The organism is Rhabdothermincola salaria (assembly GCF_021246445.1).
GTDB classification, from domain to species: domain Bacteria; phylum Actinomycetota; class Acidimicrobiia; order Acidimicrobiales; family Acidimicrobilacustridaceae; genus Rhabdothermincola_A; species Rhabdothermincola_A salaria.
Genome location: NZ_JAJQXW010000001.1, coordinates 848,025 through 874,297 on the forward strand (window position 1 = coordinate 848,025; position 26,273 = coordinate 874,297).

Genomic DNA, 26,273 nt, shown 5'->3' on the forward strand with positions numbered 1-26,273 from the left:
GACGACCCATGCCCCCGGCACTGCTCGCCCCGCGTCGTAGCGGTCGGCGCAGGGCGCTGACAGGTGACGCCCTCTCCCGACAGGTTGGGGAGGGAGGGGCGACCTCGGGGCGGGTCAGGGACGCAGGAACCGGACCAGGAGCCGGGCGAAGAGCTCGGGATCGGCGCTGCCGCACAGCTCGCGGGCCGAGTGCATCGAGAGCTGCGCGACCCCGACGTCGACGGTGGGCACACCGAGGCGCGCCGCGGTGACCGGGCCGATGGTGGAGCCGCACGGCATGTCGGTGCGCACGACGAACTCCTGCAGGGGCACCGCCGCCGCCTCGGCCGCGAGCCGGACCAGGGCCGCACTCGGGGCGTCGGTGGCGTAGCGCACGTTGGCGTTGGCCTTCACCACCGGTCCGGCGTTGACGGCGACGTGGTGGGCCGGCTCGTGGCGCTCGGTGTAGTTGGGGTGCGTGGCGTGGGCGCCGTCGGCGGAGATGCACGCCGACCGGGCCAGCGCGGCGAACCACCCGTCGCGGTCGACCCCGGCCCCCAGGGCGATCCGCTCGAGGACGGTGGCCAGCACCGATCCCGATGCCCCGGAGGAGGACTCGCTGCCGACCTCCTCGTGATCGAAGAGGCACACGACGGGGACGGGTCGGTGAGAGCCCGCCGCGCCGTCGTCGATCTCGTCGAGCGCCCGCAGCAGGGCGCTGGTGCCGGCGTGGCACGACAGCAGGTTGTCGATGCGGGCGCCCGCCAGCAGGGACCGATCGAGGCCGAGCAGGGTGGCAGGGGTGAGGTCGTGCGCCATCACGTCCCAGGACAAGACGTCGCCGGGCTCGACCTCGGCCAGGTCCGCCAGGTGGGCCCGGAACCCGCCCTCGTCGACGGAGCCGGTGCCCCACACCGGGGTCATCTGGGTCTGGGGGTTCAGCTTCAGCCCGTCGTTGACCCCCCGGTCGAGGTGGATGGCCAGCTGGGGGACCCGCAGCAGCGGTCGGTCGTCACGGACGAGCCTGACCTCGGCTCCGCCATCGCTGCCCGAACGCACGGCGACGCGCCCCGACAGCCCGAGATCACGATCGAGCCAGGAGTTCAACAGCACTCCGCCGTAGACCTCGACGCCGAGCTGGCGCCACCCGGCCTGTCCGGCGTCGGCACGGGGTTTGATCCGCAGGTTGGGCGAATCGGTGTGGGCGCCCACGATCCGGAAGCCGTCCTCGACCCGGGCCGGGTCCTCCGTCGACCAGGCCACCAGGGTGCCGCCCCGGCTGACGAGGTGTCGACCGCGCTGTCGGGGCCAGGGCGCGGACTCGTCGATCTCGCTGAAGCCCCGCTCCACGAGACGGCGGCGCACCTCGCCCACCGCGTGGTACGGGGAGGGGGCAGCGTCGAGGAACCCGCACAGGTCCGTCGCCTGGTCGACCGCGGCATCCGTGGCCGGCGTGGTCGCAAGAGGGCGTTCGGGGTGGGGCACACCCGCACCCTAACGAAGGGCGTCACCGTCGACGGTGCCCGGCCGATCGCCCGGGTTGGCCGGATCGGCGCCCTGCCCGCTAGATTTCTCCATCCGTCACGGGGCCAGCGTCGTCCCCGAGACGTGTCGTGATCCACGCGTCCCGCGCGCCCACCCACGTTCTCAGGAAAGACGCATGCCTTCGCTGTCCTCTGCCGTCCCGGCACCCCAGGGCCTCTACGACTCCCGTTTCGAGCACGACGCCTGCGGCGTGAGCTTCGTCGTGCACATGAAGGGGCTGCGCAGCCACGACATCGTCCGCCACGGCGTCGGCGCGCTCGGCAACCTCGAACACCGCGGGGCGGCCGGCGCGGAGACCAACACCGGCGACGGCGCAGGGATCCTCCTGCAGGTGCCCGACCGTTTCCTGCGCGAGGTCGTCGACTTCCCGCTCCCACCCGAGGGCCACTACGCGACCGGGCTCGGGTTCCTGCCGCGAGACCCCGAACGGGCCGCCGAGGCCGCCGCCGCCATCGAGAAGATCGCCACCAGCGAGGGGCTGCGCGTCCTCGGTTGGCGCGACGTGCCCCACGACGACTCCATGATCGGCAGCCAGGCCGCAGGGGTGGAGCCCACCTTCCGCCAGCCCTTCCTCGCCGGGGACGGCCTGGCCGACATGGCCCTCGAGCGCCGGGTCTACGTGGTCCGCAAGCGCATCGAGCACGAGCTGGGTGAACTGACGGCCGATGGAGGCACCTACTTCCCGTCGCTGTCGTGTCGCACCTTCGTCTACAAGGGCATGCTCACCACCGCGCAGCTGCCGGCCTTCTTCCCCGACCTGCTCGACGAGCGCGTCGAGTCCGCCCTGGCGCTCGTGCACTCGCGCTTCTCCACCAACACGTTCCCGTCGTGGCCCCTGGCCCATCCGTTCCGCTACGTCGCCCACAACGGCGAGATCAACACGGTGCAGGGCAACCGCAACTGGATGCGCGCCCGCGAGGCCCTGCTGCACACCGACCTGCTCCCCGGGGACCTCGATCGGATCTTCCCCATCTGCACCCCCGAGGCCAGCGACTCGGCCACCTTCGACGAGGTGCTCGAACTTTTGCACATGGGCGGGTACGAGCTTCCCCACGCGGTGCTCATGATGATCCCCGAGGCGTGGGAGCACCAGCCGTCCATGCCGAAGGCCAAGCGCGACTTCTACCGCTACCACGCCTCGCTGATGGAGCCCTGGGACGGCCCCGCCTCCATCGCCTTCACCGACGGCAGCGTCATCGGTGCGGTCCTCGACCGCAACGGCCTGCGCCCCTCGCGCTACTGGGTGACCAGCGACGACCTGGTGATCATGGCCTCCGAGGTCGGCGTGATCGAGGTCGATCCGGCCAAGGTCGTCCAGAAGGGCCGTCTGCAGCCCGGACGGATGTTCCTCGTCGACACCACGGCCGGCCGCATCATCGACGACGAGGAGATCAAGGGGCACCTGGCCGAGTCCCACCCCTACGGCGAATGGCTGGCGGCCCACCAGATCGACCTCGCCGAGCTCCCGGCGCGCACCCACACGTTGGCCCTGCACGACACCGTCGTGAACCGCCAACAGGTGTTCGGGTACACCGAGGAAGAGATCCGGATCATCCTCGAGCCCATGGCCCGTGCCGGGCTCGAGCCCATCGGCTCGATGGGCACCGACACCCCGATCGCCGTGCTCTCCGATCGGCCGCGGCTGCTGTTCGACTACTTCAACCAGCTCTTCGCCCAGGTCACCAACCCGCCCCTCGACGCCATCCGCGAGGAGCTCGTCACCGCCCTGGGCGGCACCCTCGGCCCCGAGCGCAACCTCTTGAACCCCCAGCCGACGTCGTGTCGTCAGCTGTTCGTGCCCCGGCCGGTCCTCGACAACGACGAGATGGCCAAGCTGCGCCACATCGCCGACTACGACGGCATGGAGGACTTCGCCACCGTCGACATCTCGTGCTTGTACCCGGTGGCCGAGGGCGGCGCCGGACTGCGCCGCGCCCTCGACGAGGTGCGCCGGCAGGCCAGCGAGGCCATCGCCGGCGGCGCCACCATGTTGGTGCTCTCCGACCGGGGATCGAGCGAGCACCAGGCCCCGATCCCGTCGCTGCTGTTCACCGCGGCGGTGCACCACCACCTCATCCGCGAGAAGACCCGCACCAAGGTGGGCCTCGTCGTCGAGACGGCCGAGGCCCGCGAGGTGCACCACATGTGCCTGCTCATCGGCTTCGGGGCGGCGGCCGTCAACCCCTACCTCGCCTTCGAGACCATCGAGGACCGCATCGCCGAGGGGCTCAGCGAGTTCCACGACCCCACCGCGGCGGTGGCCAACTACATCAAGGCCGCCAGCAAGGGCGTCCTCAAGGTCATGTCCAAGATGGGCATCTCGACCGTGGCCTCCTACACCGGCGCCCAGATCTTCGAGGCCGTCGGCCTCGGTGACGAGCTCGTCGGCGAGTTCTTCACCGGCACGGTCAGCCGTCTCGGCGGCATCGGGCTCGACGAGATCGCCGAGGAGGTCCGCCGCCGCCACGCCATGGCCTATCCGGTCAACGCCACCGAGCGAGCCCACCGCACGCTCGCCGTCGGCGGCGAGTACCAGTGGCGGCGCGAAGGGGAGTACCACCTCTTCAACCCCGAGACCGTCTACAAGCTGCAGCACTCCACGCGGGCCAAGCGCTACGACGTGTTCAAGGAGTACACCCAGCGCGTCGACGAGCAGGCGGCCCACCTGGCCACCCTGCGCGGCCTGTTCCGACTCCGGGCGGGGGAGCGCCCGTCGATCCCGATCGACGACGTCGAGCCCGCCAGCGAGATCGTGAAGCGGTTCTCCACCGGAGCCATGTCCTACGGGTCGATCTCGGCCGAGGCCCACGAGAACCTGGCCATCGCCATGAACCGCCTGGGCGCCAAGTCCAACACCGGTGAGGGCGGCGAGGACCCCGAGCGGTTCGTGACCATGCCCAACGGCGACTCCAAGCGCTCGTCCATCAAGCAGGTCGCATCCGGACGGTTCGGGGTCACCAGCGAGTACCTGGTCAACGCCGACGACATCCAGATCAAGATGGCCCAGGGCGCCAAGCCGGGCGAGGGCGGGCAGCTCCCGGGCGGCAAGGTCTACCCGTGGATCGCCAAGACCCGGCACTCCACGCCGGGGGTGGGACTCATCTCGCCGCCACCGCACCACGACATCTACTCGATCGAGGACCTGGCCCAGCTCATCCACGACCTCAAGAACGCCAACGACCAGGCGCGGGTGCACGTCAAGCTCGTGGCCGAGGTCGGCGTCGGCACGGTGGCGGCGGGCGTGTCCAAGGCCCACGCCGACGTGGTGCTCATCTCCGGCCACGACGGGGGCACCGGTGCGTCGCCGCTCACCTCGCTCAAGCACGCGGGGGCACCGTGGGAGCTCGGCCTGGCCGAGACGCAGCAGACGCTGCTGCTCAACGGCTTGCGCGACCGCATCGTGGTGCAGGTCGACGGGCAGCTCAAGACCGGACGCGACGTGGTCATCGCCGCGCTGCTCGGCGCCGAGGAGTTCGGCTTCGCCACCGCCCCCTTGGTCGTGTCGGGATGCGTGATGATGCGCGTCTGCCACCTCGACACCTGTCCGGTGGGGATCGCCACCCAGAACCCCGAGCTGCGCAAGCGCTTCAACGGCAAGCCCGAGTTCGTCGTCAACTTCTTCGAGTACATCGCCGAAGAGGTCCGCGAGCTGCTGGCCGAGCTGGGCTTCCGGACCCTCGAAGAGGCCATCGGGCGCGCCGAGCTGATCGACGCGGCTGCGGCCGTCGACCACTGGAAGGCCAGCGGGCTCGACCTCACCCCGATCCTGCACGTGCCCGAGCTCGCCGAAGGCGCAGCCCGCCACCAGGTCGCCACCCAGGACCACGGGTTGCAGCACGCCCTCGACAACCGTCTGATCGAGCTGGCCGCGCCGGCCCTCGAGCGAGGCGAGCGCGTGTCGATCGAGATGGGCATCCGCAACGTGAACCGCACCGTGGGCACCATGCTCGGCGCCGAGGTGACCCGGCGCCGGGGCGGCGAGGGGCTCCCCGAGGACACGATCGTCGTCGACTTCACCGGATCGGCCGGTCAGAGCTTCGGCGCCTTCGTCCCACGCGGGATCACCCTGCGGCTGTCGGGCGACGCCAACGACTACGTGGGCAAGGGCCTCTCCGGGGGCCGGCTGGTGGTGCGACCGCCGGCCGACTCGCCCTTCGTCGCCGAGGACAACATCATCGCCGGCAACGTCATCCTCTACGGTGCCACCGCCGGAGAGGTCTTCCTGCGAGGTGTGGTCGGCGAACGCTTCGGTGTGCGCAACTCCGGCGCCGTGGCGGTCGTCGAAGGGGTGGGGGACCACGCCTGCGAGTACATGACCGGCGGACGGGTCGTCGTCCTCGGGCCGACCGGGCGCAACTTCGGTGCGGGCATGAGCGGGGGCATCGCCTTCGTGCTCGACCCGGACGGCACCTTCCCGTCGCGGGTCAACCCCGAGATGGTCGACCTCGAGGCGCCCGACGCCGACGACGTCGAATGGCTGCGTGATCGTGTGGCCCGCCACCTCGCCGAGACCGGTTCGGCGGTCGCCGAGCGCCTCCTCGAGGACTGGGAGGCCACCACGGAACGGGTGGTGAAGGTCATGCCCAAGGACTACAAGCGGGTGCTGCTCGCCGAGCGCGACGCCCTGGCCAACGGCCTCGACCCCGTGGAGGCCGTCATGGCCGCCGCCCGGGTCTGAGGCACCGACTCTCTCAGCGAGGACGACGACGATGGGTGACATCACCGGCTTCTTGAAGCTCCCCCGGGAGCTCCCCACCCGACGGGAGGTGCCCGTCCGCCTCAGGGACTGGCGCGAGGTCTACGAGGACTTCCCGATCACCAAGGTCCGCGACCAGGCCAGCCGTTGCATGGACTGCGGCATCCCGTTCTGCAACAACGGGTGCCCGTTGGGCAACCTCATCCCGGACTGGAACGACCTCGTCTACCGCGACCACTGGCACGAGGCCATCGATCGCCTCCACGCCACCAACAACTTCCCGGAGTTCACCGGCCGCCTGTGCCCGGCGCCGTGCGAGGCCGCGTGCGTGCTCGGGATCAACGCCGACCCGGTGACCATCAAGCAGGTCGAGGTCGAGATCATCGACCGCGCCTGGTCCGAGGGATGGGTGACCCCGGTCGTCGCCGACGAGCGCACCGGCAAGCGGGTCGCCGTGGTGGGCTCCGGGCCCGCCGGCCTCGCGGCCGCCCAGCAGCTCACCCGGGCCGGCCACGAGGTGGTGGTGTTCGAGCGAGCCGATCGCATCGGAGGCCTGCTGCGCTACGGGATCCCCGAGTTCAAGATGGAGAAGCGCCACCTCGACCGCCGACTCGAGCAGATGCGGGCCGAGGGCACCGAGTTCCGGGCCGGCGTCAACGTCGGCGTCGACCTCACCGCCGACGACCTGCGCCGCGAGTTCGACGCCATCGTCCTCGCCGGTGGCGCGACCGCGGCGCGCGACCTGCCCATCCCGGGGCGCGAGCTCCGGGGGGTCCACCAGGCCATGGAGTACCTGCCCATGGCCAACCGCGTCCAGCAGGGCGACATGGCGACCCCTCCCATCCACGCCGGCGGCAAGAAGGTCGTCATCATCGGCGGTGGCGACACCGGCGCCGACTGCCTGGGCACCGCCCACCGGCAGGGGGCCGCGTCCGTCCACCAGTTCGAGATCATGCCCCGACCCCCCGAAGACCGACCCGAGACCAACCCGTGGCCGACGTGGCCCATGATCTACCGCACCTCGTCGGCCCACGAGGAGGGCGGCGAGCGCGTGTACGCCGTGAACACCATGGAGTTCCTCGGTGACGGCGAAGGGCGCCTCCGGGCCCTGCAGGGCGTCGAGGTCGTCTCCGAGGTCGTCGACGGACGACCGACCTTCGTGCCCGTGGAGGGCAGCGAGTTCGAGCTCGAGTGCGACCTCGTCTTCCTGGCCATGGGCTTCGTGGGGCCCGAGAAGGGCGGCCTGCTCGATCAGCTCGGCGTCGACTACGACGGGCGGGGCAACGTGGCCCGCGACGCTGACTGGTCCACCAACGTCGACGGGGTGTTCGTCGCCGGCGACATGGGCCGGGGCCAGAGCCTCATCGTGTGGGCCATCGCCGAGGGACGCGCCGCTGCCGCCGCGGTGGATGGGCACCTCATGGGCGAGAGCCTCTTGCCCGCCCCGCTCACCCCCGACGTCGGCCCGCTCGTCTGACGGGCCGCTCACGGCCCTCTCCAGCGAACGCGAAGCGCCCCGGACCGGACGGTCCGGGGCGCTCTCGTCGTGGGCAGGGCCGGACGATCAGGCGGCGATGGGCTGACCGGTCAGGCTCTTGTAGGCGTAGGCGGTGGCGATCTGGGTGACACCCACGGCGAGACCGCAGGTGATCAGGTTCAGCACGAACACCACGACGGCGAACAGCGCGACCGACCCGAAGTTCTCCTTCACCAGCTTGAAGCTGCTGGAGATGGAGTCGACCGGCTGGGCGCTGCGGTCGATCACGAAGTAGCCGTAGAAGAGCGTGAAGATGGCGACCACGATCATGCCGATGCAGCAGGCCAGGAAGCCCACGAAGAACAGCAGGCCGACCAGGATCGTGGCGATGATGAACGAGCCGAGGTTCGCCGTCTGGAACAGCATCGAGACATCGGGGGCCTGACCGTTCGTCACGGCCAGCCCGGCACGGATCAGACCGGCCTGCAGGATGAGGCCGATCACCCAGCCGATGATGGCCACCGCCTGACCGAGCACCAACGCGCTGATGCTGTTGTCGGCGCCGATGATGCGCGAGATGGCGAAGAAGGCGCCCTGCACCACGAAGATCACCAGCACGATCAGGATGATCTGCCCGATGTACTGGACGAACTTGTTCCAGCCGTAGCCGAGGGCGGCACCGATGTCGAGCGTCCCGGCGGTGCCACCGCCGGCCATGGCGAAGTCGCCTCCGCCGGGCGTGGGCCCGCTGGGTGCCTGCTCAGGTGGGTACCACTTGCCGTCGGAGGCCTGCCACCAGCCGGGGCCCTGTGAGGAATCGCTCATCGAGTTGGTTCTCCTGTGATGTGTCGGTTGGTCGGATCGGTGATCAGGGCTTGAACAGGTCGGGACCGAACCCGGCCTTGGATGCGTCGTCCTTCACGACGACGGTCTTCATGATCTTGTCGGCGAGGGTCTGGCGCTTCGGATCCCACAGGGGGAAGAACCAACCGACGTAGCAGATGATGCTGTCGACGATGTGGGCGATGGTGCGCACGACGCCCATGCCCCCACCGATGACCTGACCGGTCTCCTCGCCCACGCAACGCAGGCCGATGATCGCCATACCAGGGCTGCGTCCCTTGGCGCCGACCAGGAAGCCGTAGTACAGGAAGATGAACGACAAGACGATGTAGAGCAGCACGCCCACGATGGCGCCGAGGGTCTCCGAGATGGCCGCCACGATGGCGACGAGGATGAACCCGATGATCCACAGGACCACGGCGAAGCCCACGTCGATCAGGTAGGCGATGGCGCGGGTGCCCCAGTCGGCGAGCGGCCCGTGGGCGCTCTCACCGGGTACCGAGGCGGCGCTGGCGCCGGCCCCCGCAGTGGGGGACTGCTCCGGCGGGTACCACTTGCCGTCGGAGGCCTGCCACCAACCTGGTCCTTGCGACATGTCACTCATTGCGTTCCTCCCCGAGCCCACGTTCGAGGACCCGCCTGCTGCATGACCCGGCACCGGGCTCTCCGAGGGGGCGATCCCGCTCGGGTGCGCGACAACTTACTCACGCGCGGCGCGTGGGTGAGGGACTTCTTGTTGAGCCGGCGCAGCGACCTGTGGCGGGTCGATGACGACGTCGATCGTGGCGTCCCGCGACCGACGGGTCGGTCCCAGAGCCTCAAGTCATGGGCCGAACGGCCCGATCAACCAACCTGAGAGGTGCCACGCCCTCCTGAGCCGTCACCGACACGCCGGACGACCAACCAGCCGGCGGAGAGGCCGAGATCGATGCTGCGAAACCTGAAGGTCGGAACCAAGCTCCTCGCCATCCTGGCGGCCCCGGCGCTGGTGATCGTCGTGCTGGTGACGCTCGGCGTGCGTGACCGCCTGGACGTGGCCCGCAGCGCCGACCGCGTCGTCGAGGTCGCCGAGCTGGCCGCCGCCGACGCCGACCTCTTCCAGGCCCTGCAGGTGGAGTCGATCTGGTCGGTGACGTCGGTCGCCACCGAAGGGGCGGTGGGCGGCGACGACCTGTCCGCCGCTCGAAGCGCCACCGACGAGGCCCTCGGCCGCTACGAGGAGGTCGCCGACCGGGTCGACCCCGCCCAGGAAGGCACGGCGGTCGCCGAGGCGGTCCGCCTGGCCGACAACCGGGTGGCGTCGCTGCAGACCATCCGGACCTCCGTCGACATCGGCCAGGTGCAACCCTTCGCAGTGGGCCAGGCCTACGCCGAGACCATCAACGCCCTGGTCGGCGTCAACGCCTCTCTGGTGCAGAGCGCCAACGACCCCGAGCTCCTGCGGGGCCTGGCCACCGTCTCGTCGCTCGAGCGGATCAGCGAAGCCCAGGGGATCTACGCCACCCAGATCGTGGCCGCCACCCGTCTGGGGGCGTTCACCAACCTCGCCGGGGACGTCTGCTTGACGTTCGGAGCCGAATGCGAGGCTTACACCGCGGCCGTCCAGGCCTCCCAGGACCTCGAGCAGGCCAACCGGGCCTTCGGGGCCGGCAGCGCCACCCCCGAGGAACGTCAGCTCGAGCAGGATGCTCGGGCCGCCGGGTCCCGCTTCGACGAGCTCGCCGCCGAGGTCCTGTCCGAGGCGCCCGACGGGACGACCCTCACGGTGCCGGCGGGCGCGGTGACCTCGGCGGCCCTCGACCGCCTCGAGGCCCTCGCCGAGGTGGACACCATCGTCACGACCGGCGTCATCGACGCCGCCCGTCAGCTGGGCGACGACGCCTCCCAGGCCGTGACCTTCTACCTGCTCGGCGGGGTGGGCGCCCTGGCGGTGGCCCTGGCCGTCGCCGTGGCCGTGACCCGATCCGTCACCCGGCCGCTCGACCGGCTCACCACCGCCGCCTACGCCCTGTCGACCGAGCAGCTTCCCGCCCTGGTCGAGCAGCTCCGGGACCCCGACGACGAGGACGCCGAATCCCTCGCCGAGACGTTGCGTCCCATCCCGGTGGACTCCCGCGACGAGATCGGACAGCTGGCCGAGGCCTTCAACACCATCCAGGCCGTGACCGTCGACGTGGCCGACGAGCAGAGCCGCCTGCTGCGCAAGGGCATCGGCGACATCTTCGTGCACCTGGCCCGCCGCAACCAGAGCCTCCTCGACCGCCAGATCGAGTTCATCGACGATCTCGAGCGCAACGAAGAGGACCCCGACCAGCTCGAGAACCTGTTCCGCCTCGACCACCTGGCCACCCGCATGCGGCGCAACGCCGAGTCGCTGCTCGTGCTCGCCGGCGCCGAACCCCCTCGCCGACGGGGGCGGCCCGTGCCCGTGGCCGATGTCGTGCGGGTCGCCATCGGCGAGGTCGAGGACTTCGCCCGCATCGACCTGGTGGCCCTCGACCAGGCGACCATCGCCGGCAACGTCGCCGTCGACCTGGCCCACATGTTGTCGGAGCTGATGGAGAACGCCACCCACTTCTCGCCGCCCGACACCAACGTGCGGGTCGACGGTCGCCGCGACGACCGCAACGGCTACGTCGTCACGGTGACCGATGCCGGCATCGGCATGAACGCCGAACAGCGGGCCGACGCCAACGCCCAGCTGGCCCGGCCACCCCTCGTCGGGCTGTCCCTCACCCGCTCCCTCGGGTTCATCGTCGTGGGCCGTCTCGCCGCCCGGTTCGGGCTGTCGGTGGCGGTGAGCGCAGCTCCCGACGGTGGCACGGTCGCCACCGTGACCCTGCCCTACTCGGTGGTGGAGTACGCCGAGGACACCAAGGCCGCCGACGAGGTCGACGAGACCGCCGTCGGGCCCGAGATGGGCGGAGCGGTCCGCGCCGGCGAGCCCGACACCGCCACGCCGCCACGAGGGACCACGACGGGGCCGTCCGGGCCCACGGCCCCGGACGTCGCCGCTCCGGCACCCGTCAGCTCGGATCCGGAGCCCGAACGGGAGCCCGCACCGGGCCCGGAGGCAGAACCCCTCGCCCCGCCCGACGTGCCGGTCGTGGCGAGCCCCGAGCCGGCTCCGCTGCCCACCCGCCAGCCGGTGCGCGCCGGCGTCGAGCCGGGCCCCGGTGGCCTGCCCGTGCGAGCGACGACACCACCCGCTCCGGCGGCGGGTCCCGCCCGTCCGGCACCGTTGCCCGTCAGGGGGGCGGCGCCCTCCACCGCCCCGCCCCGCTCGTCCTCACCGGCGCCTGCCCCTACCGACCCGACCCCTGCGGTCGACGACGACGAGCTGACGGCGGCGGGGCTGGTTCGGCGCAGCCCCAAGCGCCAGACGTCCGCCCCGGTCGACCCCCTCGAGGCCGCGGCCACCATGCCCCGGGCTGCCACCCGGACCTCACGGTCCCCTGACGAGGTACGCCGGATGCTGTCGCGCTACCGCTCCGGTCTCGACCGGGGGCGCAACAGCACCCCCGACGACGACACGCCTGGCGACGCCGATGCCTGACCCCCTGACCGGCCCGACGACCGGCGCCTCACCGGTCCCCACACAAAGGATCACGACACGATGATCGAGCTCTCCGCAGGAGCACGGAACCTCAACTGGCTGGTCCAGAGCTTCGCCGAGCGCATCCCCGGCGTGAACGAAGCCGTGGTGGTGTCCTCCGATGGGCTCCCCATCGCCACGTCGGCGGGGCTCGACCGCGATGCCGCCGACCGGTTCGCGGCGGTGGCGTCCGGACTGATCGGGCTGGCCTACGGCGCAGCCGGACGCTTCGGAGGAGGGGCGGTGAACGAGGTGATCATCGAGATGGAGTACGCGTTCTTGTTCGTCACCGGGATCAGCGACGGCTCGTGCCTGGCCTGCGTGGCCGACGCCGAGTGCGACGTCGGCCTGGTGGGCTACGAGATGGCTGTCCTCGTCGAACGGGCGGGCACGGTGCTCACCCCCGAGATCCGCGCCGAGCTCCAGGCGACGCTCCCGCGATGACCACCACGGGTGCCTCGTACGGCCGCTCCGGCCCCGACGACGAGCCCGTCCTCCGCGTCCGCTCCTACGTCCTCACCGGCGGTCGCACCCGCTCGGCGGCCGACTTCCCGCTCGAATCGCTCGTGCTCGTCACCGAGCGCGGCAAGATGCTGGCACCGGAGCTGACCCTCGAGCGCAAGGACATCGTCACGCGCTGTCACCAGCCGCTGTCGCTGGCGGAGATCTCCGCCCACCTGCAGATCCCTCTCGGGGTGGCACGAGTCCTCGTCGGTGACATGACCGGCGAGGGCCTGCTCACCGCCACCGTCCCCCAGCACACCGGCGCCGGCGACCGGCCCGACCTGAGCCTCCTCGAAAGGGTCCTCGATGGCCTTCAAGCGCTCTGAACCCTCCACCGACACCGCCGGCGGGGTGTCCGCCACCACCGACGCGAGCACGGTGCCGCTCCCGGTCAAGATCATCGTCGCCGGCGGGTTCGCGGTGGGCAAGACCACGTTCGTCGGCTCCATCTCCGAGATCGCTCCGCTCACCACCGAAGCGGCGATGACCAAGATGGCCGAGGGGATCGACGAGACCGGTGGCACCAACACCGGGAAGACCTCGACCACCGTGGCCATGGACTTCGGGCGCATCACCCTCGGCGAAGACCTGATCCTGTACCTCTTCGGTACGCCCGGGCAGGACCGCTTCCAGTTCATGTGGGACGACCTCGTCCGCGGCGCCATCGGGGCGGTGGTGCTCGTCGACACCAGCAGGCTGGCGGACTGCTTCCCGGCGGTCGACTACATGGAGTCGCACGGAGTGCCCTTCGTCGTGGCCGTCAACCTGTTCCACGGGCGCCAGCAGCACCGGCTCGAGGACGTGCGCGAAGCCCTCGCCGTCCCCGAGGACGTGCCGCTCATCACCACCGACGCCCGCGACCGCAACCAGACCAAGGTCGCTCTGCTCGAGTTGGTCCAGCACGCGCTGTTGCGGGCCACGACCACCTGAGCGACCACGCGCCCACGATCCTCGCCGGCTCGCCGCCCGAGGTGGCCGGGTGGTGGGTCATCCCGCTGGTTCCTTTCGTGGTCGCAAGCGGCGCGACGGGTGCCAGGGGGCTGTGCGCCTCAGGTGCCCACGCCGGACTCGGCCCGGGCCACGAGGGGCCGGATCTTGAGCAGGTACCAGCCCGACACGGCCAGACCGCCGACGACCGAGATCACCCCGATGCAGATGGCGGCCAGCCACACCACCTGGCGGCGCCCGGCCAGGGCCCACGCCCAGCCCGGGCGGCGAGCGCAGTCGAGGAGGGCCCACAGCGACACGCCGAGGGGCACGCAGAGCACCGCTGTCCAGGCGATGGCGCCGAAGAGCTCGAGGATGCCGTCCACCACCTCACGGTAACGGTCGAACCCACCCCGTCCCGGATCCGGGCCGGGCTCGGCACACCACCACCGAGCGAAGCCACGGGGTCCGGCGCGGCCTACTGGCGTGAACCACTGACGACCACGCCTGCGACGTAGCTCTGCGGAGATGGGCAGTCCGTGGTGGCGCGAAAGACCGACAGCTACGCGTCGGAGGCGGGGGCCGCCGACGGCGAGGGAGGGGGGCGGGGTTCGCGGCGGAGGCGACCGACCGGTGGTTCGCCGAGGGCGAACGGCGGCTGCACCGGCCGGCCCGCCGCGGCCATGAGCCCCAGCACCCACTGCTCGGCCTCGGCCCAGCCGGCCACGCGGGGGGCGTCGACCTCGCGGTTGTAGGGCTGGTCGAACACGGCGGCCGCGGCCCCCGACGCCCGGAGCGCCTCGATGTTGTGGGCGGCGTCGTCGAGGTAGGCGTCGGCCTCCACCTGAGGCTTGTGGCCCAGGAAGCACAGGTCGCGGTAGGGGATGGCATGTTCGTCGAGCCAGGCGACGGTGTCGGCCACTGCGGTGGCGTGGCCCCAGTTGGCATAGAGGCGATGGGTGATGAGGCGGATCCACACCCCCGCGTCGGACAGCCGCCACAAGGCCTCGGCCGTGCCCGGGACCACGGGCATCGTACGGAACATGCGGTGCTCCAACACGGCGACCCGGTGCAGGTCGTCGAACTCGTCGCGGGTGAGGCCCCACTCGGTGAAGTCCCAGGTCCGCTGGGGCTCGAGATCACCCGGTTCGATGCCGCGGGTGGTGGCGACCACACGACGGAAGGCCTCGGCATGGTCGCCGCAGACTCCGTCGAGGTCGACGCCGAGCACGAACTCGTCAGCCACGGTCGCGCCCCCCGGCTCTCAGCCGCCGGCCTCGAGGAACTCGAGCACGGCGTCGATGAAGCCGAAGTTCTTGGGTGTGGCGAAGTGGTCGACCCCGCGCAGGGACACGAGGCGGGCGGTCGCCAGACGTTCCAGGAGGGGATCGGCCGGACCGGCGAAGTCCTGATCCCCGAGCACCACCAGCACCGGGCAGGTGATGCGGGCCAGGCCTTCGTCGGTGAGAGGTTGCGACCGGGGGCGCCGCATCAACGCGGCGAGTGCGGCCGGCTCCTGGTCGGGGGCCTCGGCCAGGGTGGCGAAGTAGCGCGCCACCGGGTCGTCGGCCGGGGCCCGACCCTCGATCGCGGCGGCGATCATCTCCGACGATCCGTCGTCACGGAACAGGTTGGCTCCCACGCCCGCGACGACCAGCGAGTGGAAGCGCTCAGGGTGCGCGGACGCCAACAACAGCAACGTGCGCGCCCCCAACGAGAAGCCCACGGCATCGACGGGCTCGGCGGGCAGCCGCTCCAGCAGGTGGGCCTCGAGCGCGTCGTACGCCTCGGGGTCGGTGGGACGCTCGGCCGTGGCATGCCCGAGGAGGTCGGGGGCGAGCACCTCCCGGCCGACGTCGGCCAGGATGTCGAGCCAACCGTTGTCGCCCCACGTACGCGCCGCGGACGTGGCGAAGCCGTGGACCAGCACCACAGGAGGGGTCATGAACGCTCCTTCGACGATGTCCTCGGAGGTGAGGACGGGGAGGGATCGGCCTCTCGCCGGCGCACGATGACGTCGCGCATCCCCTCGGCGAGCAACAAGAAGACGGCGACCAGCGCCACGATGTGGGCCCGCTCGAACATCTGGGGCCACTCGAAGTCGGACGGGTAGTCGCGCCGCCACTGCGACGTCACGATGTACGCCGTCGCCACGGCATAGGCGCTGGCGGCGGCCAGCCCCAGCACCCCGCGCCCACGGGGGGAGCGGAAGGCCCACCAGGCGCCGGCCACGACGAGGGGGATGGCCAGCAGATCGGGCAGTCGGGTGGGCACGTCGAGGAGCATGACCACGAACAGGGCGCCGGCGGCGACGCTGGCGGCGCGGATCGACGCTCGCTCGACGATGCTGCCCCGGGTGTCGATGCGCCACGGCAGGGGCGCCAGGTCGGGGTCGAGGGGCAAGGCCCGGTGGTCGGCGCGCTCGGCGGCACCGCGGTCGTCGGCGAGGACCGCGATCGCCGGGTCGGCCGCGTGGCGGCGCCGTCGTTCGGACCACAGGACCAGGGCGAGGCAGACCGCCACCGCCACCACCGAGACCCAGATGCCGATCCACACGATCCGCTGGGGCGCCCACTCCACGTGGACCTCGAGGGGGCCATCGCCGACGACGGCCGGGTCGAGCAGCCAGCCGTTGGCGTAGCCGTCGATCAACACCGGCGGACCGAGGTCGACGCCGTTGGCGCTGGCTTCCCAGCCATCGTTCCAGGACTGGCCGACCGAGAGCCAGCGCGCCTCGTCGGACCCGGGCACGACGAAGTCGTAGCTCACGTCGCCCCGCTCGAGCTCGTCGACCGCTCCGTCGCCCGTGACGACCGGGGCGGCCAGCTCGGGCACACCCAACGGGGCGCCGTCGCGGGCCGAGGCCAGGACCAGCCGGTCGACGGAGAGGCCGACCTCGCGGCCGGTGGCGGTGCGCACCTCGTGCTCGCCGGCGGTGAGGGCCAGACCGGACTCGGTCCCTCCACAGGGGGTGACGTGGAGGGCTCGGCGGGCGAGGGCGGCGGCTGCCGGACCACTGACGCGGACCGGCACCGGCTCGCCGTCGACCGTCACGAGGTCGGTGCGACACCCCGAGTCGACGGTCTCGGCGGCGGCGGGGGCGACGACCCCGGGAAGGCCCAGCTCGGCGATGGCGGCCGGCATGGCGATCGGGTTCTTGGTGTACCAGTCGATGGTCTCGACCGGGCGGTGGTCGTCGATGGTGACCCGGAAGGTCGAGCCGGTGAGCGGTTCGAACGTGACGGGCGCCGACGCTGTCGCGTCGGGCTCGTCGCCATCGGTGATCTCCGGGAGCGTGACCGTGCGGCTGCGGGCCGGGTCGCCGTCGGCGGCGATGGTGAGCTGTCGAGGCACGGAGTGGCGACCGTCGGCGACGACCTCCAGATCGAGGCGGTCGATGGTGGTCGGTGCCGGCAGCGCGATGTCGAGCCACTGCCCGTCGATGCCGGCGAACGGCGTCGACCATGCCGTGGTGGGATCGCCGTCGACGGCGGCGTGCGCTCGAGCGGTGAGGTCTCCGGGCAGGGAGTCCGAGGCCGTGGCGGTGACACCGCCCTGGGCGGCGGACGGGATGCCCAGCAGGGCGTCGAGGAGCTCCTCGGAGGCCGACGCCTCGAGCCGGGCCTCGCCGCCGATGCCGAAGGCGCGCGGCGTGGGCACGTCGACGATGCGAGCCATCGAGGTCTCGGCATCGGTGCGGACCGGTTCGGCGGGGTTCGTGCGCAACCGGGTGAACAGGTAGGTGAGGCGGTGATCAGCCGAGCTCTCCCCGGCGGCGTCGAGCAGGTCGACCGGCGGTCGGATCACCTCTCGGACCTGGAGGTCGCCGAGGCGCACCTCGGCGAGGCCCACCCCGCTCTCGCTGTCGTAGCGGGGTCGCCGCCCGGAGGTGTCGGCCAGGATCTCGATCTCCAGACGGGAGAAGGTGCGCTCCCCGAAGTCGACCCGTTGGCCGGGCTCGGCACGGCTCTCCTCGCCGAGGTCGGCGACGACGGACTCCTCGCCGTCGAAGGTGAGACGGACCTGGGTGAGCCAACGCGTGCGCACACCGCTCTGGGGCTGGAGGAGCTCGACGTGGTCGGTCGTGAGTGGTTCCGCTGCCTCGATGATGAGCCGCTGTCCGAGCGGGTCGCCCATGTCGGCGACCTTCCAGGCGGTCTGGGGGTCGCCGTCGAGGGCGCCGGCCGCCCGGTCGTTGGCGGTGAGGGTGACCTCGTTGCCGTAATCGGTGGCGAAGACCTGCACTCCTCCGAGCTGGCGGGTGACGGTCGCGGCGCTGTCGTCGGCCTCGGGGAAGAGCTCGAGGCGTTGGTCTCCGGGCTTGTACACGAGCGGCTCCTCGCCGGCCTGCTCGGTGTAGCCCGCCGTCTCGCGCAGGGTGCTCCAGGACCGGGCCCGCTTGCGGTTCGTGTCGGTGACGACGAGATCGGCACCGTCATCGAGCAGGCTGTCCAGGGCCTCGGGTTCAGCGGCGAAGCTGGCCGCGTAGAAGATCGCCTGCTCGGGGTCGAGGGCGCCGGCCTCGGCCAGGTCGACCAGTCCGTCGCCGTCGCCGGAGACGACCAGCGGCCGCTCGGCCGGTTGGGTGCGGACCACGGGCAAGCGGTCCTGGACCCCGAAGACGGCGACCGCCGGCGGGTCCTCCCACTCGGGCGGCGTGGCCAGCTCGATCTCGTCGAGCAGCGGGAGCTCGGGTCCGGCCACGTTGCGGTCGGTGGGCCCGAAGGGGACCGGCTCGTCGAGGCCGGGAGTGCGCCGCAGCAACTCCCACATCGTGCGGGGACGGGCCAGCCGGTAGCGCTCGTATTGCAGGTCGGAGCGCAGCACGATGTCGCCGACGCCCATCAGGCGGGCGAGGGGAGCGACGGCCTCGGGGTCGAGCGTCTCCTCGTGCCACCGGTGGTCGAACGCCATCTGCAGGTCGGCCGAGGGCTCCGAGCCCCACAAGAAGAGCTCGCGCGCCGCGTACTGGCGCTCGGTGAGCCCGGGGGTGACGGGATCGACCGTGTTGCCCCACCGATAGCTGGCGAAGTCGGTACCCGGGACCTCGAGCGCACGCGTGCCGTCGTCGGTGGCCGTGAGGTAGTCGGCCACCTCCTCCCAGTAGGCCGGGATCTCCTCGGGACGTTCGAGGTTGGAGGCGATCATCTGACCGTTCCACAACGTGGGCAGGTTCACGATGACCAGGGCGGCGACGACCGCCGTGGCCGGCCACGCCAGCCGCGGCTTCATGCGTCCGAAGGCGGCGACGCCGGCTCCGAGGCAGACCGACAAGCCCAGGGCCAGGAGGGGGACGGCCCGCGGGGTGGAGCGCAGCGAGAGCCCGGCGTCGGTGCGCGTGGCCTCCTTGAACACCGCCCCGAGGAACGATGGGTCGTCCCAGGGGTGGGCCGCGATGGCGGCGAGGGCCCCCACCGCCACGAGGACGAGGAAGAAGGCCCGGTACCGCCAGCGCAGGAGCGCGGCGCAGACCATGGCGAGCAGCGGGACGGCGTAGCTCAGGGTGAGGAAGAAGAGGTTGGTCGTGTAGGTCTGGCTCGGCTCGATCCAGGGACCGAGCTTGTCGGTGCCGTAGAAGAACCAGTAGCCCAGCCCCCGGAGGACCTCGGGGGCGGTCGACGCCTGCGCGACCACCTCGTAGGTCTCGGTGTAGCGGATGACCGGGAGGCCGTAGCGACCTTGGGCCCAGAGCCCCGCGATCCACCACAGCGACGCGGCCACCGTGAGCACCCCGATGCGGCCAGCGGTGGCGAGCGCGTGGCGGACGCTCGCCTCTCGATCGACCACCACCGCGTGCAGCAGCCACAGCAGCGGGCCGAGGCCGATGAGCAACAGAGCCGTCGCGTTCACCCCACCGACGGTCAACACCACCAGCGCGAACAGCGCAGGATCGCGCCAACCACCGCGGCGCAACGCTCGCACGGTGAAGGCGATGAGCCACGGCAGCGCGGTCCAGGGCAACAAGATGACCGAGATGCGAGCCGAGTAGTTGAGCAGGTAGGGGCTCAACATGTAGGCGAGGGTGGCGACGAGGACACCGCCCTGGCGGGCCGAGAGCGAACCCCAGCCCAGGGTGCGCAGCAGGTAGCGCACGCCCATGCCGGCGGCGAAGATGAGCGTGCCCATCCAGAACCGCTGCGCCACCCAATCGGGCACGCCGATGGTCTCGAAGAGCCAGTAGAACGGCCCCATCGGCCACAGATAGCCGATGTTCTGGTGGGTCACCGAGCCCAGGCCGACGTCGCTGTTCCAGACGTACGGGGCTTCGGACAGCAACTTGCCGGGGTCGAGGTAGAGGTACGTCTTGGTGTCGGCGCCGACCATCCCCCGGTGGGTGAACAGCAGCGGAACGTAGGCGATGAAGGCGGGCAGGGCCACGCCCAGCCAGTCGAACCGGCGCCGCGGCGGCGTCGATCCCGAGCTCCCCGAGCGGGTCGCGGTCGGCGCCGTCACCGGAGGGTGGCGCCTCGACCCCGGCCCCGGGCGCGCCGCATGGCGTCGAGCGCGAGTGGGGTGAACGCACCGAGGGCCGTGGCCTCCCAGGTGAAGGTGGCGGCGTGCTCGAGCGCCCCCTGCGAGAGGCGCTGACGGAGCTCGGCGTCGGTGAGCACGGCGATCAGGTCCTCGACGAGGCGTCGCGGATCGGGGGCGAGCAGACCGCTGAGGCCCGCGGCGACCGAGTCGCGGTGCCCGGCGATGTCGGTGGCGACCGCCGGCGTGCCGCAGGCGGCGGCCTCCGTGAGGGTCATTCCCCAGCCCTCGGCGATCGAGGCGCTGGTCACGGCCCAAGCCCGACGGTAGAGCGACACGAGCTCCTCGTCGGACACCCGGCCGGCGAGGCGCACCCACTCGGTGGCGTCGAGGGCCGCGATCTGCTCCTCGAGGGCGGGGCGCTCGTAGCCGTCACCGACGATCACCAGCTGCAGGTCGGGCACCGAGCGGCGCACCTCGGCGGCCACGTCGAGCAGGACGTCGAACCGCTTGGAGGGCATCAGGCGACCGACGCTCACCAGGAGGGGCTCGGGGCTCTCCTCCTCGTCGCCCGGAGCGAAGCGTTCTTCGATGCCCGGCGGCACGACGCTGATCCGGCCCGGCTTGAGCCCGAGGTAGTCGATCATCTCTCGTCGGGACGACTCCGACAGGGTGACGATCGGCGTGCGTCGGTAGAGCGGGGGAGCCAGTCGATGCTCGAAGAACTTGCCGGCGCTGGCCAGCTTGTCCTCGAGGACCATGTCCCACATGTCGCGATGGACGTGGTGCATGAAGGCGATCTTCGGGCCCCGGGCCCACAGCGGCGTGAGGAAGGGCACGCCGTTCCAGATCTCCACGATGCCGTCGCGCGGCCCGTGCGCGCCCAGCAGCTCGGAGATCACCGAGGTGGGGAACACCATGAAGCGGCCGTGCTTGCGGATGATGCGGTACCCGTCGCGCGTCCCTTCGAAGGGGTGGCCCTGGGCGTAGGAGGTGCGCATGGTGATGTCGAGGCCGGCCTCGGCCCAGATGGCCAGGATCTTGGCCGCGTGGAGCTCGGAGCCTCCCGCCTCGATGTCGACGAGGTCTCGCCAGGCCAGCACGTGGATCCGCTCGAGCCCCGCCTCGGCGGCCAGTGCGGCCACCGCCTCGATCCCTTTGGACGCGACGCCGAGATCTCCCGACGGGGTCCCCGGTTGGTCTCGTGCCCCCCCGCTCATGTGCGGCCCCCGGTCAGGGGGAGGTCCGGTTGACGGGGTGGTCGGGCCCGTAGGCGTCCCGCGAGATCACCGGTGCGTCACGTCCGGTGCCCCCTCCGCCCGACGATGCAGCGGCCGCGTCGGCCTTCTCCTCGTGGTACTCCTCTTCGACGTTGACCTCCCACACGTCGTGGTGGGTGCCCTCGACCAGGTTCTCGACGGTCAGCATCGCCGTGTACATCGAGTGGTCCTGGTTGTTGTACCGGTGCATGCCGTTGCGGCCCACCGGATGGACGTTGGGGGTGTTGGCGACCAGCCAGTCGCGCAGGCGCTGCACGTTGGCCTTGTAGTGCTCGTCGTAGAACGGATAGGCCTTCGGCATCCGCACCACGTAGCCGGCCTCGACCGCCGACGCCGGCACCAGGCCGATGTGCTCGAGCTCGCGCTTGGCCAACTCGACCAGGTCGGCGTCGTCTGCGCTCCAGAGGTGGTCGCCCTCGAAGACGAAGTACTCGAGGCCCAGGCAGGTGCGCCCCTCCTTGACCATGTAGGGCGACCAGGAGGCGAAGTTCTGGATGCGCCCCACCTCGACCTCGGGGGAGTGGATGTAGATCCAGTTGTCCGGGAACGAGGCGCTCTCGGGCACGACGAGGGCCACGGTCAGGAAGTCTCGGTAGGCCAGGTCGTCGGCTGCCTGGAGCACGTCTGCCGGAACCGGCGGATCCATCGCCCGCAGCAGCTGCGACATCGGCATCGACGAGATCACCTCGTCGCACGGGTACTCGGTCTCGACCCCGTCGCGGGTCGCCGCCACCACGGCCACGGCCTGGCCGTCGGCGTGGCGCACCTTGGTGGCGCGCGTGCTCATGTGGACCTTGGTGCCGGCGGCCTCGACCTTCTCCTGGCACACCTCCCACATCTGGCCCGGTCCGTACTTGGGGTACTCGAACTCCTCGATGAGGCTGGTGATGTCGGTGGCCTTGCGCTTGGCCAGGAACGGCAGGTACCTCGACAGCTCGTCGATGACGGCGTTGAGCCCGGCGTTGAGCAGCGACATGTTCTTGATGCGCTGCGCCGCCCAGTCGGCCTGGATCTCGCTGGCGGAGACGCCCCAGACCTTCTCGTTGTAGGTCTTGAAGAAGTGCTCGTAGAGGCGGCGGCCGAACCGGGCGGTGATCCAGTCCTCGAGGCTGGTGTCGGCCCTGGGTCGCCCGAGCAGGCGCCGCACGCCGCCGTCGGCGCGCGCGTAGAAGTACGAGGCCACGCATCGGGTGGCCTCGACGAACCCGAGGTTCTTGAGGGCGTTGGACGCCTTGAGCGGGTAGTCGAAGTACTTGCCGTCGTAGAAGATCCGGCTCATCCGGGGGCGCAGCAGGAAGTCCTCGGCCGGCAGGATCTCGTGCCACAGCTCCTCGACGGGCTTGACCTTGGTGAAGAAGCGATGCCCGCCGATGTCGAAGCGCCACCCATCGCGCTCGACCGTGCGGGAGATGCCGCCCACGATGTTGTCGGACTCGAGCACGGTCGCCGCCACGTCGTGCTTGTTGAGCTGGTAGGCGGCGGTGAGCCCGGCCGGGCCCGCACCGATGATGACGACCTGGGGATCGGGGCGCTGGTCAGCGCGCGCCGAGGCGTCGACTGGGGTCATGGAGGCGTCACTTTCACGGATCGAGGACCGTCCGAGTCTACTGAAGGTGCCGGGGGCGACCGTGCACCCCGCGCCGGGCCGGGGTTCGCTGGGACGCCGGGGCCCGCAGGTAGTCTCCGCGCTCATGCGCGAGACCCGCCCGCAGGGCGAGCACCCCGACGAACGGGCCCCCGAGTCCCCCGACGGTCTCGGCGCCCCGCCCGAGATCCTGGTCGTGGCGCTGGCGGCGGTGGCGGCGGGCATCGTGCTGCGCTTCGTCACCCGCTCGGCGCTCTGGCTCGACGAGGCCCTGACCGTCAACATCGCCGAGCTGGCGGTCACGGACCTCTTCGAAGCGCTGCGCCAGGACGGCCACCCACCGCTCTACTACCTGATGCTGCACGGATGGATGGAGCTCTTCGGCACCGGCGACGTGGCCGTGCGCGCCCTGTCCGGTGTGCTCGGGGTGCTCAGCCTGCCGCTGGCCTTCCTCTACGGTCGCCGCCGAGGGGGCCCGGTCCTCGGGTGGTGCCTCACGGCAGTGGTGGCGCTGTCGCCGTTCGCGCTGCGCTACAGCACCGAGACCCGCATGTACTCGCTGGTGGTGCTCCTCGTGCTCGTGGGGGCCCTGCTCCTCGACGACGTGATGGCTCGGGGGCGCGCCACCCCGCTGCGCCTGGTCGGGATCGCCCTCACCACGGCGGCCCTGCTCTACACGCACTACTGGGCCATCTGGTTGCTCGCCGCGGTCACCCTCGGGCTGGGTTGGCGCCTCTGGCGCCGGCGGGGGAGCGGCGAGAGGGGGCCGGTGGTCCCGGTGCTGGGCGCCATGGTGCTCGGCGGGGTTCTCTACCTGCCCTGGGTGCCCACCATGCTCTACCAGTCGGCCAACACCGGCACCCCGTGGGCCGGGCCGGTGCGACCCACCACCGTGGTCAGCATCACCATGGTCGACTTCGCCGCCGGGTCGTTCCCCGACGGACCGCTGGTGGCGTTCGTCGTGGCCACGGTCGCCCTGCTCGGGCTGTTCGGGCGGGGTATCGACCGCCACACGATCCGCCTCGACCTGCGCACCGTCCCCCAGCTGCGGCCCGAGGCCGCGCTGGTCGCGCTGACCATGGTCCTCGGCACCGTGTTCATCTACGCCACGTGGAGCGCCTACGCCACCCGATATGCCGCCGTGGTGCTGCCCCTCTACTTCGTCCTCGTGGCCGGTGGCATCACCCGCTTCGTGGGCCGGGCCGTGCGTGTCGGCGTCCTGGTGGTGGTCCTCACCGCCATGTCGATCGGTGCCATCTGGAACGTCCGCGACCAGCGCACGCAGGCTCGCGTCAACGCGGAGGCGATCGCCTCCGAGGCCGGACCCGGTGACCTGGTCATCTACTGCCCGGACCAGCTGGGACCAGCGGGCAGCCGGGAGCTCGGTGACGACATCGAACAGGTCGTGTACCCCACGTTCGGCGATCCCGAGCGGATCGACTGGGTGGACTACGGCGAGCGCAACACCGCCGCCGATCCGGACGCCTTCGCCGCCGAAGCCCTCGCCCGGGCCGGCGATCGGGGCATCTTCCTCGTCTGGAACGCGTCGTACCGCACGTTCGAGACCCAGTGCGAGCGGCTCCTCTCCGCCATCGCCACCGCTCGCCCCACGATCGAGCTCGTCCCGAACCGCGGCGGGACCTTCTTCGAGCACGCGACCGTGAGCTGGAGCCCTCCCCTATGACCGTGCTCCGGGGTGCGGCCACCGACCTGCGCGCCGTGGCCCTCCCGTGGATCACCGCTCGGGTGCTCGTCGGGATCGGATTCGTCGTGGCCATGGCCGTGGCCGACCGCCTGGTTCCGGGCAACGAGCCCACCGCGCTCACCGAAGGCCTCGTGGCGTGGGACGGCACCTGGTACCGCGACATCGCCGACGTCGGCTACCAGGCCCTGCCCGACGAGGGCCTGCGCTTCTTCCCGCTGTTCCCCCTGCTGGGCCGGTTCCTCTCGCCCCTGATGCTCGGGCGGGGGGACGTGGCGCTCGTCATCGTGGCCAACCTGGCCTCGTTGGCCCTGGCCGTGGGCGTGCGTCGCCTGGTGCTGTTCGAACGCGGCAACACCGCCCTCGCCGACCGGGCCGTCTGGTTCACGGCGTTGTTCCCCGGGGCCTTCGTGTTGAGCTGGGCCTACGCCGAGGCGCTGTGGATGCTGGCCGCGGTCGTGCTGTTCTGGGCGGCCCGCTCCCGCCACTGGTGGTGGGCGGCCGGAGCCGGGCTGGTGGCCGGGGGCACTCGGCCCCTCGGCATCCTGCTGGCCGTCGTCGTGGTGATCGAGCTGGCCCGTGTCTGGCGACGGGCCCGCAACGACGAGCGCATCGCCGGGGTGGTGGCGGCGCTCGCACCCGCCCTCGGCTCGGGCGCGTACCTGCTCTGGGTGGGCGCCGCCTACGGCGACCCGTGGCTGCCACTCAGCGTGCAGAGCCCGCTGCGAGGCGACTCCACCAACCCGTTCGCTCGCGTGTGGGACGGGCTGGGCCAGATGGTCGGGCCGGAGGCCTTGGGCGACGGCCTGCACATCCCCTTCGCCCTGGCGTTCGTCGTGTTGTTGGTGCTGGTGTGGCGGTGGTGGCCGGCGTCCTACGGAGCCTTCGCCACGGCCCTGCTCGTCGTGGCCCTGGCGGCCGAGAACCTCAACTCGCTGGAGCGCTACGCCCTCAGCGCCTTCCCCCTGGCCCTGGCTCTGGCCGGGCTCACCCGTGACGACCGGGTCGAACGGGTGGCCCTCACCGCCCTGGCCGGAGGGATGGTCGCGCTGAGCTCGATGGCCTGGTTGGGCACCTACGTGCCCTGACCGGCCTCGGGTGTCATCACCGAGAACACCGCGCCCTGGGGGTCGGCGAGGGTCGCCATCGTCCCCACACCGGGGATGGTCATCGCCTCCATGTGGACCTGCGCCCCCGACGTGCGGGCCCGCTCCACCGTGCCGGCCACGTCGTCGACGTGGAAGTACACCATCCAGAAGCTGGGCATGCCCTCGACGGGTGGGGCCATGGCCCCGGCGATGCCGTCGGAGCTCCCACCCTCGACGTGGAAGACGGTGTAGGAGCCGTCCGGCATCGGTACGGTCTCGGCCGTCCAGCCGAACACGTCGGCGTAGAAGCCGGTGACGGCGTCGGGGGAGGGGGTGACGAGCTCGTTCCAGGTGAGCGCCCCGTGCTCGTCGATGATCTCGGCCCCGATGTGGTCGCGGGCCTGCCACAGCCCCAGCACGGCGCCCGCGGGGTCCGCCACGACGGCCATCCGGCCGGAGGTCATGACGTCCATCGGCGGCTGGAGAACCTGCCCGCCGGCGGCGCTCACCCGGCTCACCGCGGCCTCGACGTCGTCCACCGCGACGTAGGGGCACCGCTACCGCCTGACCAGCCGCGGTCG

The 26,273-nt window shown here is 71.4% G+C and carries 17 protein-coding genes and 1 pseudogene; 8 read left to right on the top strand and 10 right to left on the bottom strand.

Annotated elements, in window-relative coordinates:
• Positions 1 to 114: 114 nt before the first annotated feature.
• Positions 115 to 1,464: a M18 family aminopeptidase gene (locus tag LUW87_RS03900; RefSeq protein WP_232669763.1), complete on the bottom strand. Its 1,350-nt coding sequence runs from the start codon at positions 1,462 to 1,464 to the stop codon at positions 115 to 117.
• Between the two features lie 175 nt (positions 1,465 to 1,639).
• On the opposite strand from LUW87_RS03900, the gene gltB reads away from it, so the two are divergent.
• Together gltB and LUW87_RS03910 are read left to right on the top strand one after the other, a co-directional pair.
• The gene (gene gltB, locus LUW87_RS03905; protein ID WP_232669764.1) at positions 1,640 to 6,202 is read left to right on the top strand and encodes a glutamate synthase large subunit; all 4,563 of its coding nucleotides are present in this window, start codon (positions 1,640 to 1,642) and stop codon (positions 6,200 to 6,202) included.
• Between the two features lie 31 nt (positions 6,203 to 6,233).
• Positions 6,234 to 7,697, top strand: coding sequence for a glutamate synthase subunit beta (locus LUW87_RS03910; protein WP_232669765.1), 1,464 nt, complete (start codon positions 6,234 to 6,236; stop codon positions 7,695 to 7,697).
• A gap of 87 nt (positions 7,698 to 7,784) precedes the next feature.
• Here the strand turns inward: LUW87_RS03910 and LUW87_RS03915 are convergent, their stop codons facing one another.
• Both LUW87_RS03915 and LUW87_RS03920 read right to left on the bottom strand, forming a co-directional pair.
• The gene (locus LUW87_RS03915) at positions 7,785 to 8,522 is read right to left on the bottom strand and encodes a hypothetical protein (protein ID WP_232669766.1); all 738 of its coding nucleotides are present in this window, start codon (positions 8,520 to 8,522) and stop codon (positions 7,785 to 7,787) included.
• Positions 8,523 to 8,565: 43 nt separating this feature from the next.
• Positions 8,566 to 8,997 (bottom strand): annotated as a pseudogene (locus LUW87_RS03920) (RDD family protein); the annotation flags it as partial.
• Positions 8,998 to 9,468: 471 nt separating this feature from the next.
• Between LUW87_RS03920 and LUW87_RS03925 the strand changes: the two are divergent.
• Genes LUW87_RS03925 through LUW87_RS03940 form a run of 4 tightly spaced genes read left to right on the top strand, consistent with a single transcriptional unit; the run spans position 9,469 to position 13,569 of the window.
• Complete coding sequence (locus LUW87_RS03925) at positions 9,469 to 12,096, top strand: nitrate- and nitrite sensing domain-containing protein (protein ID WP_232669768.1); 2,628 nt, start codon at positions 9,469 to 9,471, stop codon at positions 12,094 to 12,096.
• 60 nt (positions 12,097 to 12,156) lie between these two features.
• Complete coding sequence (locus LUW87_RS03930; RefSeq protein WP_232669769.1) at positions 12,157 to 12,579, top strand: roadblock/LC7 domain-containing protein; 423 nt, start codon at positions 12,157 to 12,159, stop codon at positions 12,577 to 12,579.
• Positions 12,576 to 12,965, top strand: a complete 390-nt coding sequence (locus LUW87_RS03935; RefSeq protein WP_232669770.1) for a DUF742 domain-containing protein — start codon at positions 12,576 to 12,578, stop codon at positions 12,963 to 12,965. The genes LUW87_RS03930 and LUW87_RS03935 overlap by 4 nt, the downstream gene beginning before the upstream one ends.
• Entirely contained in the window at positions 12,946 to 13,569 is a 624-nt protein-coding gene (locus tag LUW87_RS03940; protein ID WP_232669771.1) for a GTP-binding protein, read from the top strand. Before LUW87_RS03935 ends, LUW87_RS03940 begins: the two co-directional genes overlap by 20 nt.
• Positions 13,570 to 13,688: 119 nt before the next feature.
• Here LUW87_RS03940 and LUW87_RS03945 read toward each other — a convergent pair whose 3' ends face one another.
• The 6 genes from LUW87_RS03945 to LUW87_RS03970 all read right to left on the bottom strand — a co-directional run bounded on the left by LUW87_RS03945 (position 13,689) and on the right by LUW87_RS03970 (position 22,884).
• The gene (locus LUW87_RS03945) at positions 13,689 to 13,952 is read right to left on the bottom strand and encodes a hypothetical protein (protein ID WP_232669772.1); all 264 of its coding nucleotides are present in this window, start codon (positions 13,950 to 13,952) and stop codon (positions 13,689 to 13,691) included.
• A 176-nt stretch (positions 13,953 to 14,128) separates the two neighbouring features.
• On the bottom strand, positions 14,129 to 14,812 hold the full coding sequence (locus tag LUW87_RS03950) for a 5' nucleotidase, NT5C type (RefSeq protein ID WP_232669773.1): 684 nt from the start codon (positions 14,810 to 14,812) through the stop codon (positions 14,129 to 14,131).
• Positions 14,813 to 14,830: 18 nt separating this feature from the next.
• Complete coding sequence (locus LUW87_RS03955) at positions 14,831 to 15,511, bottom strand: alpha/beta fold hydrolase (RefSeq protein WP_232669774.1); 681 nt, start codon at positions 15,509 to 15,511, stop codon at positions 14,831 to 14,833.
• A complete protein-coding gene (locus LUW87_RS03960) occupies positions 15,508 to 19,944 on the bottom strand; it encodes an alpha-(1->3)-arabinofuranosyltransferase domain-containing protein (RefSeq protein WP_232669775.1) in 4,437 nt (1,478 codons plus the stop codon). The genes LUW87_RS03955 and LUW87_RS03960 overlap by 4 nt, the downstream gene beginning before the upstream one ends.
• A gap of 71 nt (positions 19,945 to 20,015) precedes the next feature.
• Positions 20,016 to 21,182 (bottom strand): glycosyltransferase family 4 protein, encoded by a 1,167-nt coding sequence (locus LUW87_RS03965; RefSeq protein WP_232669776.1) that lies wholly within the window; start codon positions 21,180 to 21,182, stop codon positions 20,016 to 20,018.
• A gap of 88 nt (positions 21,183 to 21,270) precedes the next feature.
• On the bottom strand, positions 21,271 to 22,884 hold the full coding sequence (locus LUW87_RS03970; protein ID WP_232669777.1) for an NAD(P)/FAD-dependent oxidoreductase: 1,614 nt from the start codon (positions 22,882 to 22,884) through the stop codon (positions 21,271 to 21,273).
• Positions 22,885 to 23,008: 124 nt separating this feature from the next.
• Between LUW87_RS03970 and LUW87_RS03975 the strand changes: the two genes are divergently transcribed.
• Both LUW87_RS03975 and LUW87_RS03980 read left to right on the top strand, forming a co-directional pair.
• Complete coding sequence (locus tag LUW87_RS03975; protein WP_232669778.1) at positions 23,009 to 24,586, top strand: glycosyltransferase family 39 protein; 1,578 nt, start codon at positions 23,009 to 23,011, stop codon at positions 24,584 to 24,586.
• Positions 24,583 to 25,692 carry a hypothetical protein gene (locus LUW87_RS03980; RefSeq protein WP_232669779.1) on the top strand — a complete coding sequence of 370 codons (1,110 nt, stop codon included), beginning with the start codon at positions 24,583 to 24,585 and terminating at the stop codon, positions 25,690 to 25,692. Before LUW87_RS03975 ends, LUW87_RS03980 begins: the two co-directional genes overlap by 4 nt.
• Here the strand turns inward: LUW87_RS03980 and LUW87_RS19045 are convergent.
• Positions 25,680 to 26,231 carry a VOC family protein gene (locus LUW87_RS19045; RefSeq protein WP_232669780.1) on the bottom strand — a complete coding sequence of 184 codons (552 nt, stop codon included), beginning with the start codon at positions 26,229 to 26,231 and terminating at the stop codon, positions 25,680 to 25,682. The genes LUW87_RS03980 and LUW87_RS19045 overlap by 13 nt on opposite strands.
• Positions 26,232 to 26,273 lie beyond the last annotated feature (42 nt).

Excerpts from the sequence above, each read along its gene's own strand:
- gltB (WP_232669764.1), top strand. The coding sequence starts at position 1,640 with ATGCCTTCGCTGTCCTCTGCCGTCCCGGCACCCCAGGGCCTCTACGAC.
- LUW87_RS03910 (WP_232669765.1), top strand. The coding sequence starts at position 6,234 with ATGGGTGACATCACCGGCTTCTTGAAGCTCCCCCGGGAGCTCCCCACC.
- LUW87_RS03915 (WP_232669766.1), bottom strand. The coding sequence starts at position 8,522 with ATGAGCGATTCCTCACAGGGCCCCGGCTGGTGGCAGGCCTCCGACGGC.
- LUW87_RS03925 (WP_232669768.1), top strand. The coding sequence starts at position 9,469 with ATGCTGCGAAACCTGAAGGTCGGAACCAAGCTCCTCGCCATCCTGGCG.
- LUW87_RS03930 (WP_232669769.1), top strand. The coding sequence starts at position 12,157 with ATGATCGAGCTCTCCGCAGGAGCACGGAACCTCAACTGGCTGGTCCAG.
- LUW87_RS03935 (WP_232669770.1), top strand. The coding sequence starts at position 12,576 with ATGACCACCACGGGTGCCTCGTACGGCCGCTCCGGCCCCGACGACGAG.
- LUW87_RS03940 (WP_232669771.1), top strand. The coding sequence starts at position 12,946 with ATGGCCTTCAAGCGCTCTGAACCCTCCACCGACACCGCCGGCGGGGTG.
- LUW87_RS03955 (WP_232669774.1), bottom strand. The coding sequence starts at position 15,511 with ATGACCCCTCCTGTGGTGCTGGTCCACGGCTTCGCCACGTCCGCGGCG.
- LUW87_RS03970 (WP_232669777.1), bottom strand. The coding sequence starts at position 22,884 with ATGACCCCAGTCGACGCCTCGGCGCGCGCTGACCAGCGCCCCGATCCC.
- LUW87_RS03975 (WP_232669778.1), top strand. The coding sequence starts at position 23,009 with ATGCGCGAGACCCGCCCGCAGGGCGAGCACCCCGACGAACGGGCCCCC.
- LUW87_RS03980 (WP_232669779.1), top strand. The coding sequence starts at position 24,583 with ATGACCGTGCTCCGGGGTGCGGCCACCGACCTGCGCGCCGTGGCCCTC.